General features: G+C 67.2%; 12 protein-coding genes. 2 read left to right on the top strand and 10 right to left on the bottom strand.

Features of this window, described 5'->3' with window-relative positions:
* Window positions 1-33 precede the first annotated feature (33 nt).
* Window positions 34-1,050 carry an RluA family pseudouridine synthase gene (locus AC07Q9_RS13700; RefSeq protein WP_489058849.1) on the bottom strand — a complete coding sequence of 339 codons (1,017 nt, stop codon included), beginning with the start codon at window positions 1,048-1,050 and terminating at the stop codon, window positions 34-36.
* 23 nt (window positions 1,051-1,073) lie between these two features.
* Here AC07Q9_RS13700 and AC07Q9_RS13705 point away from each other — a divergent pair, with 23 nt between their 5' ends.
* A complete protein-coding gene (locus AC07Q9_RS13705; RefSeq protein ID WP_489058398.1) occupies window positions 1,074-1,883 on the top strand; it encodes an outer membrane protein assembly factor BamD in 810 nt (269 codons plus the stop codon).
* A 21-nt stretch (window positions 1,884-1,904) separates the two neighbouring features.
* On the opposite strand, the gene yoaA is transcribed toward AC07Q9_RS13705, so the two are convergent.
* Together yoaA and AC07Q9_RS13715 are read right to left on the bottom strand one after the other, a co-directional pair.
* Entirely contained in the window at window positions 1,905-3,986 is a 2,082-nt protein-coding gene (gene yoaA, locus AC07Q9_RS13710) for a DNA repair helicase YoaA (protein ID WP_489058399.1), read from the bottom strand.
* Window positions 3,983-4,189: an HP1242/YdcH family protein gene (locus AC07Q9_RS13715; protein ID WP_095745658.1), complete on the bottom strand. Its 207-nt coding sequence runs from the start codon at window positions 4,187-4,189 to the stop codon at window positions 3,983-3,985. Before AC07Q9_RS13715 ends, yoaA begins: the two co-directional genes overlap by 4 nt.
* 107 nt (window positions 4,190-4,296) lie before the next feature.
* Between AC07Q9_RS13715 and AC07Q9_RS13720 the strand changes: the two genes are divergently transcribed.
* Complete coding sequence (locus tag AC07Q9_RS13720; RefSeq protein ID WP_101490055.1) at window positions 4,297-5,067, top strand: PP2C family protein-serine/threonine phosphatase; 771 nt, start codon at window positions 4,297-4,299, stop codon at window positions 5,065-5,067.
* Window positions 5,068-5,082: 15 nt separating this feature from the next.
* On the opposite strand, the gene AC07Q9_RS13725 is transcribed toward AC07Q9_RS13720, so the two are convergent.
* The 7 genes from AC07Q9_RS13725 to AC07Q9_RS13755 form a co-directional block, all read right to left on the bottom strand.
* Window positions 5,083-5,733, bottom strand: coding sequence for a hypothetical protein (locus AC07Q9_RS13725; protein ID WP_489058400.1), 651 nt, complete (start codon window positions 5,731-5,733; stop codon window positions 5,083-5,085).
* Window positions 5,730-6,827 (bottom strand): cell division protein ZapE, encoded by a 1,098-nt coding sequence (gene zapE / locus AC07Q9_RS13730; RefSeq protein WP_492684040.1) that lies wholly within the window; start codon window positions 6,825-6,827, stop codon window positions 5,730-5,732. The genes AC07Q9_RS13725 and zapE overlap by 4 nt, the downstream gene beginning before the upstream one ends.
* 82 nt (window positions 6,828-6,909) lie before the next feature.
* Complete coding sequence (gene lpdA, locus AC07Q9_RS13735; RefSeq protein WP_495310091.1) at window positions 6,910-8,340, bottom strand: dihydrolipoyl dehydrogenase; 1,431 nt, start codon at window positions 8,338-8,340, stop codon at window positions 6,910-6,912.
* Window positions 8,341-8,359: 19 nt separating this feature from the next.
* Window positions 8,360-9,616: a 2-oxoglutarate dehydrogenase complex dihydrolipoyllysine-residue succinyltransferase gene (odhB, locus tag AC07Q9_RS13740; RefSeq protein WP_495310092.1), complete on the bottom strand. Its 1,257-nt coding sequence runs from the start codon at window positions 9,614-9,616 to the stop codon at window positions 8,360-8,362.
* A gap of 54 nt (window positions 9,617-9,670) precedes the next feature.
* A complete protein-coding gene (locus tag AC07Q9_RS13745; RefSeq protein ID WP_495310094.1) occupies window positions 9,671-12,547 on the bottom strand; it encodes a 2-oxoglutarate dehydrogenase E1 component in 2,877 nt (958 codons plus the stop codon).
* 195 nt (window positions 12,548-12,742) lie between these two features.
* Window positions 12,743-14,716, bottom strand: coding sequence for a propionate--CoA ligase (locus AC07Q9_RS13750; RefSeq protein WP_495310095.1), 1,974 nt, complete (start codon window positions 14,714-14,716; stop codon window positions 12,743-12,745).
* A gap of 98 nt (window positions 14,717-14,814) precedes the next feature.
* The gene (locus AC07Q9_RS13755; protein ID WP_062480816.1) at window positions 14,815-15,420 is read right to left on the bottom strand and encodes an isochorismatase family protein; all 606 of its coding nucleotides are present in this window, start codon (window positions 15,418-15,420) and stop codon (window positions 14,815-14,817) included.
* Window positions 15,421-15,426: the final 6 nt, after the last annotated feature.

The raw sequence follows: 15,426 nt of genomic DNA on the forward strand, positions 1-15,426 counted from the left end.
CGGCCTCGGGTGGCCGGCGCGGCCCTCGGGCCGTCAGGCGCGATTGTAATCCAGCCCCCAGGTCTGCAAAGCCTGCGCCAGATCGGGCGGCGGCGGCGAACGGAACTCCATCGCCTGCTGCGTGACAGGATGCACGAACGCCAGCCGGAACGCATGCAGCGCCTGCCGCGACAGACCGACCGCCGGCGCGCCGCCGTACAGCGCGTCGCCGACCAGCGGATGGCCGATCGATGCCATGTGCACGCGGATCTGGTGGGTGCGACCGGTTTCGAGCGTGCAGCGCACCGCGCAGCCGTCGGTATGGCTGTCGAGCCGCTCGATCAGCGTGCGCGCGGTCTTGCCCGCGTGGCGCTCCAGGTCGACCACGGCCATGCGCAGCCGGTTGCGCGGATCGCGGCCGATCGGCGCATCGACCTGCCGGGCCGCCGCGCCTTCCCAGGCCTTGTGCCCCATCGCCAGGTACTGGCGCTTCACGTCGCGTGCGGCGATCAGCGCCACCATGGCGTCCATCGCGGCCCGCGTGCGCGCCACGACCATCAGGCCGCTGGTGTCGCGGTCGAGGCGGTGCACGATGCCCGCGCGCGGCAGCAGCACGGCCTTCGGGTCGAGCGCCAGCAGCCCGTTCAGCAGCGTGCCGCTCCAGTGGCCCGGCGCCGGATGCACCACGAGGCCGGCGGGTTTGTCGATGATTCGCAGGTGTTCGTCTTCGTGGACGGTGACCAGGTCCATCGCCTCGGGCCGAAAGGCCTGGCTTTGGGGCGTGGGCCGCAGTTCGATGCGCCCCGACTGGCCGACGCGCACCGTGGCAGAAACCTTGGTGAGCGTGCGCCCTTGCAGCTCGACGGCGCCAGCCTCAATGAGTTGCTGAAGGTAACTGCGCGAAAACTCGGGCACCAGCGCAGCCAATGCGCGGTCGAGCCGCTGGCCGTGCTGCGCCTGCTCGATGGCGAAGGGCCGCAGCTCGCTGGGCTCCGCGAGATCAGCGCCCTCTTCAGGTTCAGGCCCTTCCGGGGGATCGGTCAGGGGGTCGGTCGATATAATTGAGGGCAACTGTTTCACGAAAGCCGTATGTGATGTTTCGCGCCAAATTATCGGTCCCTGCCTGGATCGCGCTCAGCGCGGCGGCCCTTCTCGTCGCCGGTTGCGGTTCCACCACCAAGGAAGACAAGACCGCGAACTGGAGCCCCAACCGCATCTACTCGGAAGCCAAGGACGAAGTCGGCTCCGGCGCCTACGACAAGGCGGTGCCGCTGTACGAGAAGCTCGAAGGCCGTGCCGCCGGCACGCCGCTGGCCCAGCAGGCCCAGCTCGAGAAGGCCTACGCCCAGCACAAGGCCGGCGAAAAGGCCAACGCCATCGCCACGCTCGACCGCTTCATGAAGCTGCACCCGGCCAGCCCGGCGTTCGACTACGCGCTCTACCTGAAGGGCGTGATCAACTTCAACGACGACCTGGGCATGTTCGCGTTCCTGACGCGTCAGGACCTGTCCGAGCGCGACCAGAAGGCCGCCAAGGAATCGTTCGAATCCTTCCGCGAGCTCGTGACGCGCTTCCCCGAGTCGCGCTACGCGCCCGACGCGCGCCAGCGCATGAACTACATCGTGAACTCGCTCGCGCAGTACGAAGTTCACGTGGCGCGCTATTACTACTCGCGTGGCGCCTACCTGGCGGCCATCAACCGGGCACAGATCGCGCTGTCCGACTACCGCGAAGTGCCGGCGCTCGAAGAAGCCCTGTACATCATGGTGAAGTCGTACGACGCGCTGGGCATGAAGGACCTGCGCGACGACGCGCAACGCGTGCTGACCACCAACTACCCGAAGAGCACCTACCTGGCGAACGGCTTCAAGGGCAGCAGCGACCCTTGGTGGAAGCTCTGGTAATCCAGCGCCCCCGGGTAGATCTCAGTAGGGTTTCCTGAGCGCGTCGATCGCGCTCTCGAAATCCGCTTCGGTTTCCAGCCGGCGCATCGGCGGCAACGCCGCCAGCAGCCGCCGGCCATAGCCCATCGCCACGAGGCGCGTGTCGCAGATCGCGAGCACGCCGCTGTCGGTTTCACGGCGAATGAGGCGCCCCGCCCCCTGCTTCAATGCCACGGCCGCTTCGGGCAGCGAGTAATCGCTGAACGAGCTGCGCCCCTGCGCTTCGAGCCGCTGCGAGCGGGCCTCCACCAGCGGGTCGTTGGGCGGCGGGAACGGCAGCTTGTCGATCACCACGAATTGCAACGCGTCGCCTGGTGCATCGAAGCCTTCCCAGAACGACGCCGACGCCACCAGCACGCAGCCCGCGCGCCCGTTGCTCGCGCCTTCGCGGAAGCGGTCCATGAGCACGCGCTTGGGCAGTTCGCCCTGCACCAACACCTCGGGCCGTGCTTCCGTCTGGAGCAGTTCGAACTGCTGGCGCATCGCGTCGCCGATGGTGCGCAGCGCGCGCAGCGTGGTGGTCAGCACCAGCGTGCGCCCGCCGAGCTCGGCGGCGCCATGCGCGGCCAGCTTGGCCACCTGCTGGCTGTGCGTGGGATCGTTGGGCTTCGGAAAGGTCCGTGGCACGTAGATCGCCGCCTGCGAGGCGTAGTCGAAGGGGCTCTGCACGCGCAGCACTTCGGCGTCGCGCAGGCCGCAGGGTTCGGTGAACCAGCGCAGCGTCGGGTCGTCGCCCAGCGTGGCGGAGGTGAAGACCCAGGCGCGGCGGCTGTCTTCCTGCGGTGGCGGCGGGACGGCGCCGTGCTCGGGGTCTTCCTCATCGTCGCCGTAGGGCAGGTCGGACTCCACAGGCTCGTCGGCCAGCTTGAGCACGCGCTTGCGCATCGCATCGGCGATGTCGAGCGGCGACTCGATCAGCCGCAGCTGCGTGCCCACGTCGACCCAGCGCACGGAATCGAGCTCGCACGGCTGCGCGAAACGCGCGGTGCGTTTCGCGAGCTGGCGTGCGCGCTCATGCAGACGCCCGAAGTCGGGCGATATCTCGCTCACCGTGTCCAGCCCGTCGGCAGCCAGCACGAAGGCGTCCTGCAGGTCGTCGAGCGCACCCTGCCAGGCTTCGGCATTCACGCCCTCGGGGGCGGGACCGATCCAGCGCAGCTTGGCGCCCGGCCATTGCTTGCCGACCACCAAGCGCAGTTCGCGCGCCGCGCGTTCGACGCCCGCCACCAGCTGCTGCCAGTCGACCAGCCCGCGCGCATGCTGCAGGCCGGCGCCGAGCATGTCGCGCGCGAAGTCGAGCGCCTGCCCGCTGCCGAGCTGCGCGCCCAGGAACTGCACGCCGGTTTCGTTGAGCTGGTGCGCCTCGTCGAACACCACGACGCTCACGGTCGGCAGCAGCTCGGCCATGCCGGTCTCGCGCACCGCGAGGTCGGCAAAGAACAGGTGATGGTTGATGACCACGATGTCGGCCGCCAGCGCTTCGCGCCGCGCCAGGTTGACGTGGCAGGCCTTGAACTGCGGGCATTGCGCGCCCAGGCAGTTCTCGCGCGTGGAGGTGATCAGAGGGATCAGCGGCGAGCGTTCGTCGAGCCCCGGCAGTTCGGCGAGGTCGCCGGTGCGGGTGGCTTTCGACCACTGCTCGATCTTCGCCAGCGTGCGCAGGCTGCCGCGCTCGGGCAGCGAGGCGTCGTGGCGCGCCATGTCAAGCCGGTGCAGGCACAGGTAGCTGCCCCGCCCTTTCAGCAGCGCCGTGCGTATCGGCAGCGCGAAGGCCTCGACGAGGCGCGGCAGGTCGCGGCCGAACAGCTGGTCCTGCAGGGTCTTGGTGGCGGTCGAGAGCAGCACGCGCTCGCCGCTCAGCAATGCGGGCACGAGGTACGAGAAAGTCTTGCCCACGCCCGTGCCGGCCTCGACCACGAGCATGCCGCCGTCGGAGATGGTGCGGGCCACGGCCATCGCCATCTCGGTCTGGCCGCCGCGTTCGCGGAACTGCTCGGCGGCCTGCGACAGCACCCCGTCCTGCGCGAACGCGTCGCGCACCTGGTTTTCGAGCGGCGACGTCACGCCGGCTCTTTCGGGTCGAGCGCGTTCTCGAGCTGGGCGATCTGGTCGCGCAGGGCGAGGCGGCGCTTTTTCAGGCGGCGCATCAGCAGTTCGTCCTGCGGCACGCCGTCTTCCGAGAGCCGGTCGATGGTGGCGTCGAGGTCGGCATGCGCAATGCGCAGCTCGATCAGCTGACGGGAAAGGGAATGAAGATTGGAGTCCAACGGTGGGGGTGCGCGTGCCACATGAGGCCGCGCGTGTTCATTCGATAATACGTCCTGACACGAACCCCAGAGAAGACAGAAAGCGCGCCTCTGGCGCCCCAGCGCTCATGACCCAAGGCTTTCGACTCGCCGCCGCCACCGGCCTCCACAAGGGGGATCGCCCCTACCAGCAGGACCAGGTGCTGTTGATGAGCCACCCCCGCACGCCGGGCTGCGTGCTCGGCGTCATCGCCGACGGCATGGGCGGGCGCAGCGGCGGGCGCAAGGCGTCCGACCAGGTGCTGATGACCGCGCGCCAGCTCTTCACCCGCTACAGCCCCGAGCGCGACGACCCCGCCGTCGTGCTGCGTCAGCTGCTCGAAGACGCCCACACGGTGATCAAGCTCACCGCGCTGTCGAGCGAACAAGAGCCGCACAGCACGCTGGCCGCCTTCCTGATGACTCCCCAGGGCGGCTGCGCCTGGATTCACGCGGGCGACTCGCGCATCTATCACTTCAACGACGGCGCGCTGGTCAAGCGCACGCGCGACCATTCGTATGTGCAGGCGCTGGTCGATCGCGGCCAGATCAGCGAAGCCGAGGCCAACATCCATCCGCAGGGCAACATCCTGCTGGGCTGCCTGGGCATGACGACCACGCCGCCGCCCGTCGATCCGCACCACATTGCCAAGCTGCAGCCGGGCGACCTGCTGATGGCCTGCAGCGACGGCCTGTGGCACTACTTCTCGCCCGAGGAACTGGCCAGCGTGCTGTACGCGCAGCCGCCGCGCGACGCGGTGGAAATCCTGGTGGGGGAAGCCCGGCGCCGTGCGCGCGGCACGGGCGACAACATCTCGATCGCGGTGCTCAAGCTCGATCCGCTGCCCGCGGCGGCCTGAGCGCCCTCTGCTCTTTCAGGGCGCCGGTGCCGGCGGCAACGGCGCACCGCGCGGCTTGGTGCGCTCGGCGTTCTGGCGTTCGCGGCTGGCGCGGTGTTCCGCCGCCCGCTTCTGCTTGTCTTCGAAGCGCGTGGTCAAGGCCGGTGCGTCGGCGCGGCGCTGCGCCGCCTTGGCCTGCTCGTCCGCGTGGGCCTTCTGCTTGTTCTCGAACTGGCGCTGGCGCGCGTCCGCATCGGCCGCCGTCGCGGCGCGGCTCGCGGCGTGGTCGGCGGCGCGCTGCTCGCGCTCTTTCTGATCCTGTTGCGACTTCTCGCGCTGTTCGCGCGAATCCTGCGGGCGCTGGGTGGCGGCCTTCTGGTCGAGCTTCTGCAGCTCGGCCGCGCCGCTGCGCTGGCGCTGGATGTCGTTGATCGCGGTTTCCTGCCGCTTGATGTGGTCGGTTTCCTTGCGACGGCGGCTGCGGCTTTCGCGCAGGCAGTCTTCGACCGCGAACTTCTTGTAGCAGGCCGCCCGCTCCTTGGTGTAGCGCGACTCGATGGCCTCGCGCTCGGTGGCCAGACGGCTGCGTTCGGCTTCGAGATCGGCGCTGCCCGCCGCCGCATTGGACTGGGCCCAGAGCGGCAGGCTGGCCAAGGCCAGGAACAGGGCAAGAGCGGTTTTTTTCATGTGAGTCGGGTGTCGACGATGCGGCGTTCGAGGGCGAGGAATTCGCTCGACTGCATTTCGGTGAGCCGGGACACCGTGCGCGGAAACTCGTGCGCCAGCGGCCCTTCGGTGTACAACGCCTCGGGCGGAACCTCGGCCGACATGATGAGCTTGCAGCGCCGGTCGTACAAGACGTCGACCAGCCAGGTGAAACGGCGTGCTTCCGAGGCCATGCGCACCGGCATGTGCGGCACGTCGGACAGCAGCACGGTGTGGAACTGGCTCGCGATTTCCAGGTAGTCGTTCTGCGAGCGCGGACCGCCGCACAGCGTTTTGAAGTCGAACCACACCACGCCGCCGGCCTTGCGCAGCGCGCGGATCTCGCGCTGCTCGATGTGCAGGATCGGATTTTCGTCCGCCGTCTCGGCCAGCTTGTCGAAGGCGTGGCGCATTTCCTTCTCGGCCGCCGCGTCGTTCGGTGTGAGGTACATGCGCAGCTGCTCCAGCGTGCGGCGCCGGTAGTCGGTGCCGTTGTCCACGCTCAGCACTTCGAGCTTCTGGTTGAGCAGCGCAATGGCGGGCAGGATGCGATCGCGGTGCAGGCCGCCGGGGTACAGGTCGTCGGGCTTGAAGTTCGAGGTGGTGACAAAGCCCACGCCGTTGTCGAACAGCGACACGAGCAGCCGGTGCAGGATCATCGCGTCGGTGATGTCCGCGACGTGGAACTCGTCGAAGCAGATCAGCTTGTAGCGCTTGGAAATGCGCAACCCCAGCTCGTCGAGCGGGTTCACGGTGCCCTGCAGGTCGCGCAGTTCGCGATGCACTTCACGCATGAACTCGTGGAAGTGCAGGCGCGTCTTGCGCCGCAACGGCACGGCGTTGAAGAACAGGTCCATCAGGAAGCTCTTGCCGCGCCCCACGCCGCCGTACATGTAGACGCCGCGCGGCAGCTCCGGCCGGTTGATGAGCTTCTTCAGCGCATTGGAGCGCCGGGCCTTGTACTCGCCCCACTCGGTGGCGCAGCGGTCGAGCGCCTCGACGGCCGCCAGTTGTGCGGGATCGCTCTTGAACCCGCGTGCCGCGAGTTCCGCTTCGTAAGCCTGTTTGACGCTCAAGGGATCGGATCGCTTCAAAAATGGAGAGCCCCGACCGCCCCGCGAGGGTCGATCGGGGCCGGGTTCGCTCAAGAACCGGGGATCAGAAGTTGAGCGTGCGCTTGTCCACGGCCAGGGCCGCTTCCTTGGTGGCTTCCGACAGCGACGGGTGCGCATGGCAGATGCGCGCGATGTCTTCGGCGCTCGCCTTGAACTCCATCGCCACGACGGCTTCGGAGATCAGCTCGCTGGCCTGCGGGCCCACGATGTGCACGCCCAGGATCTCGTCCGTGGCCGCGTCGGCCAGGAACTTGACCATGCCGGTCGTGTCGCCCAGCGCGCGTGCGCGGCCGTTCGCCAGGAACGGGAAGGTGCCGGCCTTGTAGGCGCGGCCCGCGGCCTTGAGCTGCTGCTCGGTCTGGCCGACCCACGCGATCTCGGGGCTGGTGTAGATCACCCACGGCACGGTGTTGAAGTTCACGTGGCCGTGCTGGCCCGCGATGCGCTCCGCCACCGCCACACCTTCTTCCTCGGCCTTGTGCGCCAGCATCGGGCCGCGCACCACGTCGCCGATGGCCCACACGTTGGGCAGGCTGGTCTTGCAGTCGTCGTCCACGGCGATGGCGCCGCGCTCGTCGAGCTTCAGGCCCACGGCTTCGACGTTCAGGCCGATGGTGTTGGGCACGCGGCCGATCGAGACGATCAGCTTGTCGACTTCCAGCGTCTGGGCTTCGCCCTTGGCGTTGGTCCAGGCGACGCTCACGCCCTTCTTCGACGACTTGATCTCGCCGACCTTGACGCCGAGTTCGATCTTCAGCTTCTGCTTGTCGAAGGCCTTCTTGGCTTCCTTGGCGATCTGCTCGTCCACGGCGCCCAGGAAGGTCGGCAGTGCTTCGAGCACCGTGACCTCAGCACCGAGGCGACGCCACACCGAGCCCATTTCGAGGCCGATGACGCCCGAGCCGATGAGGCCCAGCTTCTTGGGCACCGCGCCGATGCGCAGCGCGCCGTCGTTCGAGAGGATGTTTTCCTCGTCGAACGGCGTGCCCGGCAGCGCGCGGGCGTTGGAGCCCGTGGCGACGATGATGTGCTTGCCGCTGATCGATTCTTCAGCAGCGCCTGCCACCTTGATCTCGTAGCCGGTTTCGTCGGTCTTCACGAACGAACCGCGGCCATGGAAGAAGCTGATCTTGTTCTTCTTGAACAGGTACAGGATGCCGTCGTTGTTCTGCTTCACGACCTGGTCCTTGCGGGCCAGCATCTTGTCGATGTCCAGGCCAAGGCCTTCGACCTTGATGCCGTGGTCCGCAAAGTGGTGACCGGCCTGCTCGAAGTGCTCCGACGATTGCAGCAGCGCCTTCGAGGGGATGCAGCCGACGTTGGTGCAGGTGCCGCCCGGTGCGGGGCCGCCCTTGCCGTTCTTCCACTCGTCGATGCAGGCCACGTTGAAGCCGAGCTGCGCAGCGCGGATCGCCGCGATGTAGCCGCCAGGACCGCCGCCGATGACGACGACGTCGAATTGCTTGTTTGCCATCTGTGTCTTGCTCCCCGGATCAGATGTCGAACAGCAGGCGCGACGGATCTTCCAGCGCTTCCTTCATGGCGACCAGGCCCAGCACGGCTTCGCGGCCGTCGATGATGCGGTGGTCGTAGCTCATGGCGAGGTAGTTCATCGGGCGAACGACGATCTGACCGTTTTCGACCACGGCGCGGTCCTTGGTGGCGTGCACGCCGAGGATGGCCGACTGCGGCGGGTTGATGATCGGGGTCGAGAGCATCGAGCCGAAGGTGCCGCCGTTCGAGATCGAGAACGTGCCGCCGGTCATTTCTTCAATGCCCAGCTTGCCGTCTTGCGCCTTCTTGCCGTACTCGGCGATCTTCTTCTCGATGTCGGCGAAGCTCATCTGGTCGGCATTGCGCAGGATGGGCACCACCAGGCCGCGCGGCGAACCGACGGCGATGCCGATGTCGAAGTAGCCGTGGTACAGGATGTCGTTGCCGTCGACCGACGCGTTGAGCACCGGGTACTTCTTCAGCGCGTGCACTGCCGCCTTCACGAAGAAGCTCATGAAGCCGAGCTTCACGCCGTGTTCCTTGGTGAACGCGTCCTGGAACTTCTTGCGCAGGTCCATGACCGGGGCCATGTTCACTTCGTTGAAGGTCGTGAGGATGGCGTTGGTCGATTGCGATTGCAGCAGGCGCTCGGCGATGCGGGCGCGCAGGCGGCTCATCGGCACGCGCTGTTCCGGGCGCTCGCCCAGGTCAGGCGCGGCAGGCGCAGCCACCTGTTGCAGCGCGGGCTTGGCAGCCGGTGCGGCGATGGTGGCGGCAGGCTTGGCGCCGGCAGCCACTGCGCCGAGCACGTCGCCCTTGGTCACGCGGCCGTCCTTGCCCGTGCCGGCCACGTCGCTGGTCTTCAGGTTGTTGTCGGCCAGCAGCTTGGCGGCGGCGGGCATGGCCACGTCGGCCTTCGAACCACCGGTGGCGGCGGCTGCCGCTGCGGGGGCAGCAGCGGCCGGTGCGGCGGCGGGTGCAGCTGCTGCAGCAGGCGCTGCGGCGGCGGCCTTGCCGTCGGTGTCGATCTTGGCGATCAGCTGCTCGGCCACCACGGTGGCGCCGTCGGGCTGAACGATCTCGACCAGCACGCCAGCCGAGGGCGCGGGCACTTCGAGCACGACCTTGTCGGTTTCGATCTCGATCAGGATTTCATCGACGGCGACGGCTTCGCCGGCCTTCTTCTTCCACGTGAGCATGGTGGCCTCGGCCACGGATTCGGAAAGCTGGGGGACTTTGACTTCTACGATAGACATTTGGAGTGAGCTCCGTTTTGTTCTTGAGGGTGTTCGTGTGAAAAGGGACGGTTCTTACTTGGTCAGCACGAAGCCCTTGAGCTTGCCAAATGCGCCATCGACCAGCGCCTTCTGCTGTTCCTGGTGCAGGTGCGAGTAGCCGACGGCCGGCGATGCCGAGGCGGCACGGCCGGAGTAGCCGAGCTTCTGGCCTTCCTGCATGTTTTCGTGGATGTAGTGCTGCACGAAGAACCAGGCGCCCTGGTTCTGCGGCTCGTCCTGGCACCACACGATGTCCACGAGGTTGGGGTACTTCTTGACCTCGGCGGCGAACGCCTTGTGCGGGAACGGGTAGAGCTGCTCGACGCGGATGATCGCCACGTCGTCGGTGCCCTGCTCTTCGCGCTTCTTGGCCAGGTCGTAGTAGACCTTGCCCGAGCAGGCGATCAGGCGCTTGACCTTCTCGGCCTTCAGGCCCTTGCTGTCGGGAATGACGGTCTGGAAGCTGCCCTTGGTGAACTCGGACAGCGGCGAGGTCGCGTCCTTGTTGCGCAGCAGCGACTTGGGCGTGAGGATGATCAGCGGCTTGCGCAGGTTGCGCACCATCTGGCGGCGCAGGATGTGGAAGATCTGGCTGGCCGTGGTGGGTTGCACCACCTGCATGTTGGTGTCGGCGCTCAGCTGCATGAAGCGCTCCAGGCGTGCCGAGCTGTGCTCGGGGCCCTGGCCTTCGTAGCCGTGCGGCAGCATCATCGTGATGCCGTTGACGCGGCCCCACTTCACTTCGCCCGAGGCGATGAACTGGTCGATCACCACTTGCGCGCCGTTCACGAAGTCGCCGAACTGGGCTTCCCAGATGACGAGCGTGTTGGGGTCGTTCGAGGCGTAGCCGTATTCGAAGGCCAGCACGGCTTCTTCGGACAGGATCGAGTCGATGACGACGAACGGGGCCTGGTTCTCGGCCACGTTCTGCAGCGGCGTGTAGGTGCCGGTGTCGAACTTCTCGCGGTTCTGGTCGTGCAGCACGGCGTGGCGGTGCGTGAACGTGCCGCGGCCCGAGTCTTCACCCGACAGGCGCACCGGATAGCCGCTGGCCACCAGCGAGGCGAAGGCCATGTGCTCGCCCATGCCCCAGTCGACGTTGACGTCGCCACGGCCCATGGCTGCGCGGTCGTCCAGCACCTTCTTCACGAGCGGGTGCACGGTGAAGTTCTCGGGTGCCTTGGTGATGCGCTCGGCCAGGCGCTTCCACTCGGCGGAGGGAATGGCGGTGTCGCCGGCGTCGGTCCACTTCTTGTTGAGGTACGGGCTCCAGTCGACGGCGTACTTGCTCTTGAAGTTGGTGAGCACGGGGTCGACGGTGTTCTTGCCTTCGTCGAAGGCGGCGCGCTGCGCCCTGACCATGTCGTCGCCGAGCGTGTCGCCCAGGCCTTGCGCGGCCAGCTTGTCGGCGTACAGCTTGCGCGTGCCGGGGTGGGCCGCGATCTTCTTGTACATCAGCGGCTGGGTGAGCGAAGGCGTGTCCTGCTCGTTGTGGCCCAGCTTGCGGAAGCAGATGATGTCGACGACCACGTCCTTCTGGAATTCCATGCGGAAATCCAGGGCGAACTGGGTGGCGAGCACCACGGCTTCGGGATCGTCGCCGTTCACGTGCAGCACCGGCGCTTCGATCATCTTGACGATGTCCGAGCAGTACAGCGTCGAGCGGCTGTCGCGCGGGTCGCTGGTGGTGAAGCCGATCTGGTTGTTGATGACGATGTGCACCGTGCCGCCGGTGGAGTAGCCACGGGTTTCGGCCAGCGCCAGCGTTTCCATCACGACGCCCTGGCCTGCGAAGGCGGCGTCGCCGTGCACGATCACGGGCAGCACCTGCTTGCCCAGCGGGTCGCCGCGGCGGTCCATGCGGGCGCGCACCGAGCCTTCGACCACGGGGTTCACGATTTCCAGGTGCGAGGGGTTGAACGCCAGGCTCAGGTGAACCGGGCCGCCGGGGGTGGTCACGTCCGAGCTGAAGCCCTGGTGGTACTTGACGTCGCCGGAGGGCAGGTCTTCGGGGGCGGTGTGGTCGAACTCGGCGAACAGGTCAGCGGGCATCTTGCCCAGCGAATTCACGAGCACGTTCAGGCGGCCGCGGTGGGCCATGCCGATCACGATTTCCTGCACGCCCTTGACGCCGGCCTGGTTGATCAGCTCGTCCATCGAGACGATGAAGCTTTCGCCGCCTTCGAGCGAGAAGCGCTTCTGGCCGACGTACTTGGTGTGCAGGAAGCGCTCGAGGCCTTCGGCGGCCGTCAGACGGTTCAGCACGTGCTTCTTCTGCTCGGCGCTGAGCTTCGGGTTGGTGCGGGCGCTTTCGAGCTTCTGCTGCCACCAGCGCTTGTGGTTCTGGTCGGTGGTGTACATGTACTCGGCACCCATCGTGCCGCAGTACGTTTCACGCAAGGCATTGAGCAGGTCGCGCAGCGACATGGTCTCTTTGCCGAAGAAAGTGTTGCTGGTGTTGAACACCGTCTCGAGGTCGGCGTCGGCAAAGCCGTAGAACGAGGGCTCGAGTTCCGGGATGGCGGGACGCTCGGCGCGCTTGAGCGGGTCGAGGTCGGCCCAGCGGGCGCCGACGTTGCGGTAGGCAGCAATCAGCTGCTGGACGGCGGTGCGCTTGCGGCCGAGTTCGGAGTCGGCACCGCTGGCCTGCACGACCTTGGTCGTGCCCTGCTTTGCCAGCTCGGCAAAGGCGTTGATGACCGGCAGGTGGGGGACGTCGCGGGCGCTGGTGCCGTCGGCGGCGGGAACGTTCTGCAGGGCGTCGAAATACGTGCGCCAGTTGTCGGGAACGCTGCCGGGGTTGGCGAGGTAGTTTTCGTACATCTCCTCGACATAGGGCGCATTGCCGCCGAAGAGGTAGGTGTTGCCTTGATAGGCGGTATACGCCGTGGGCGTAGAGGAATCGCTCATGATCCGCTGACCTTCGCTTCCCTGGAGGAAGCACGAGTTGGTTAAGAAACCTTCCGCGACACGGCTGGACCGATTGGCGGATGCGACTGTGGCTGGGGAAGGGCCTGAGTACCTTGGCATTGTGCCACGTCAACCATATGACGACAGAACGCGGCTGCGCAAGGCCCGCAACCCTACCCCGATTCGCGCCTGCGGTCAGGTGGCGGACAGTAACTGTTTGATCTGTTGCAGCGTGGCCGGGTCGTCGATGGTGGTCAGGTCGCCCGGATCGCGCTGCTCGCAGACGGCCTGGATCGCCCGGCGCAGCAGCTTGCCGCTGCGGGTCTTGGGCAGGCCGCTCACGAAGCGCACGCGCGCGGGCCGCGCCAGGGCGCCGAGCTGGTCGGCCACGACCTTCATGATCTCGCCCTCGAGCTTGAGCGCCGCGTCGGCATCGGTCACAGCCAGGCCGTCCTTCGGCACGACGAAGGCCATCGCCACCTGCCCCTTGAGCGTGTCGGCCACGCCGACCACCGCCACCTCGGCCACGTTGGCGTGGCCCGAGATGCTCTCCTCGATCTCGCGCGTGCCCAGCCGGTGGCCGGCGACGTTGATCACGTCGTCGGTGCGGCCCAGGATGTAGAAGTAACCGTCGGCATCGCGGATGCCCCAGTCGAAAGTCGAATAGACCATCTTGCCCGGCACGCTCTTCCAGTAGGTGTTGACGAAGCGGGCGTCGTCCTTCCACACGGTCTGCATGAAGCCCGGCGGCGTCGGGCCCTCAACCACGACCACGCCCTTCTCGTTCGCCCCGGTGAGTTCTTCGCCGGTCGACTCGTGCAGGATCTTGATGCGGTAGCCGTACATCGGCACGCCGGGGCTGCCGAACTTGCTGGGCTTGGCTTCCACGCCGTTGGCGATGGTGATCATCGGCCAGCCCGACTCGGTCTGCCAGTAGTTGTCGATGATCGGCACGCCCAGGCCGTCGCTGATCCAGCGCGCGGTCGGCTCGTCCAGCGGCTCGCCGGCCAGGAACAGCGCGCGCAGGGTCGACAGGTCGTATTTCTTGAGCAGCGCCGGGTCTTGTTTCTTGAGCACGCGCACGGCGGTGGGCGCGCTGAACATCACGGTCACCTTGTATTTCTCGACCAGGCGCCACCAGATGCCGCCGTCGGGCTGCTGGTCGATGCCCTGCGTGGGCAGGCCCTCGTACATGATGGTCGCCATGCCCGCGATCAGCGGGCCGTAGACGATGTAGCTGTGGCCCACGACCCAGCCGATGTCGCTGGTCGAGAAGTAGGTTTCGCCGGGCCGGCCATCGAAGATGTGCTTCATGCTCGCGGCCAGCGCCACGGCATAGCCGCCCACGTCGCGCTGCACGCCCTTGGGCTTGCCGGTGGTGCCGCTCGTGTAGATCGTGTAGCTGATGTCGGTCGAGGCCAGCCAGGTGCAGGGCACCTGTGCATTCAGGTGCTTGTGTCTCAGCTCGCCCGCCAGATGGTCGCGGCCGGCCACCAGCGTCATCGCCGCCAGGCCCCGGTCGGTCAGCAGCACGGCCTCGGGCTTGTGCTTCGACAGGCAGATAGCCTCGTCGAGCAGCGGCTTGTACGCGATGACCTTGCCGCCGCGCGAACCGGCGTCGGCGCTCACGACCACCTTCGGCTCGGCGTCCTCGATGCGGGTGGCCAGCGAGCCGCTGGCGAAGCCGCCGAACACCACGCAATGGATGGCGCCAATGCGCGCGCAGGCCAGCATCGCGAAGGCGGCCTCGGGAATCATCGGCATGTAGATGAGCACGCGGTCGCCCTTGCCCACGCCCAGTTCGACGAGGCTGGCGGCGGTGCGCTGCACCTCGGCATGCAGCTCGGCGAAGCTGTAGCTTTTTTCGACGCCGGTCTCGGTCGACACGAAGATCAGCGCCGGCTGGTCACCCCGATCGGCCAGGTGCCGGTCGACGGCGTTGTGGCACAGGTTGGTGGTGCCGCCGACGAACCAGCGCGCGAACGGCGGCTGGCTGGCGTCGAGGATCTGCTGCGCGGGCGTGTGCCAGTCGATCAGCTTCGCCTGCTCGGCCCAGAAGGCCTCGGGCGCGTCGACGGACTGGCGGTAGAACTCTTCATAGCGGCTCATCGGGATCTGTCTCCTGTTGTATGGGCTCCGTTTCAGGCTCGACGCCGAAACTGAATTCATAATTATGGGGACCGATCTTGCGGGAAGCTGACAGCCGCGGCAATCCGGGCGGCCCCCTTGCCGGGCCGCCCTTCACAGCAATTCAGTGAATCAGCGGACTAACGGATCAGTGCCTGCAGGTCGCGGAACGCCGGGTGCTCGGCGGTGCGCAGCCACTCGAAGCCGACCATCTCGGTGGTCACGAGCTCGGCACCGGCGCCGGCCAGCCGGTCGAAGGCGGCGTCGCGGTTGCGCTCGGTGCGCGAGCTGCAGGCGTCGGTGACGACCCACACGTCGAACTCGTCCTCGAGCAGGTCGAGCGCGGTCTGCAGCAGGCAGACATGGGCTTCGCAGCCGGCGATGACGATGGTGTTGCGCTCCTCGGCCGCGGCCGGGGGCTTCTGCAGATGCTTGGGCAGGCTGCGGGCATTGCCCTGCGGCGCCGCCTTGGCGGGCGGGCGCAGCCATTCGCCGAGCCCCTCTTCCACGCCGCTGAAATGCATCTTGGCCAGCGTCTTGCGGCAGAAGGCGCGGATCTCGGGCAGGTTCTCGCCCAGCTTGGACGGGTTCTGCTCGGTGCCCCAGACCGGCACGTCGACCCATTGCGCCATCTGGCCCAGGCGCGCCGCGTTGCGCGCCGCCGCCTCGCCCTCGAAGATCGCCGGCATCAGCCGCGCCTGGTAATCGACCAGGACGAGTTGGGATTGCGTGGCGTCGAGCAGCATGGACTT

This window comes from Variovorax sp. GW821-FHT09A10, from assembly GCF_059418385.1.

What these genes read in the sequence shown, in the direction of transcription:
- AC07Q9_RS13705 (WP_489058398.1), top strand. Translation starts at nt 1,074, where the DNA reads ATGTTTCGCGCCAAATTATCGGTCCCTGCCTGGATCGCGCTCAGCGCG.
- AC07Q9_RS13720 (WP_101490055.1), top strand. Translation starts at nt 4,297, where the DNA reads ATGACCCAAGGCTTTCGACTCGCCGCCGCCACCGGCCTCCACAAGGGG.
- AC07Q9_RS13725 (WP_489058400.1), bottom strand. Translation starts at nt 5,733, where the DNA reads ATGAAAAAAACCGCTCTTGCCCTGTTCCTGGCCTTGGCCAGCCTGCCG.
- lpdA (WP_495310091.1), bottom strand. Translation starts at nt 8,340, where the DNA reads ATGGCAAACAAGCAATTCGACGTCGTCGTCATCGGCGGCGGTCCTGGC.
- odhB (WP_495310092.1), bottom strand. Translation starts at nt 9,616, where the DNA reads ATGTCTATCGTAGAAGTCAAAGTCCCCCAGCTTTCCGAATCCGTGGCC.
- AC07Q9_RS13745 (WP_495310094.1), bottom strand. Translation starts at nt 12,547, where the DNA reads ATGAGCGATTCCTCTACGCCCACGGCGTATACCGCCTATCAAGGCAAC.
- AC07Q9_RS13750 (WP_495310095.1), bottom strand. Translation starts at nt 14,716, where the DNA reads ATGAATTCAGTTTCGGCGTCGAGCCTGAAACGGAGCCCATACAACAGG.
- AC07Q9_RS13755 (WP_062480816.1), bottom strand. Translation starts at nt 15,420, where the DNA reads ATGCTGCTCGACGCCACGCAATCCCAACTCGTCCTGGTCGATTACCAG.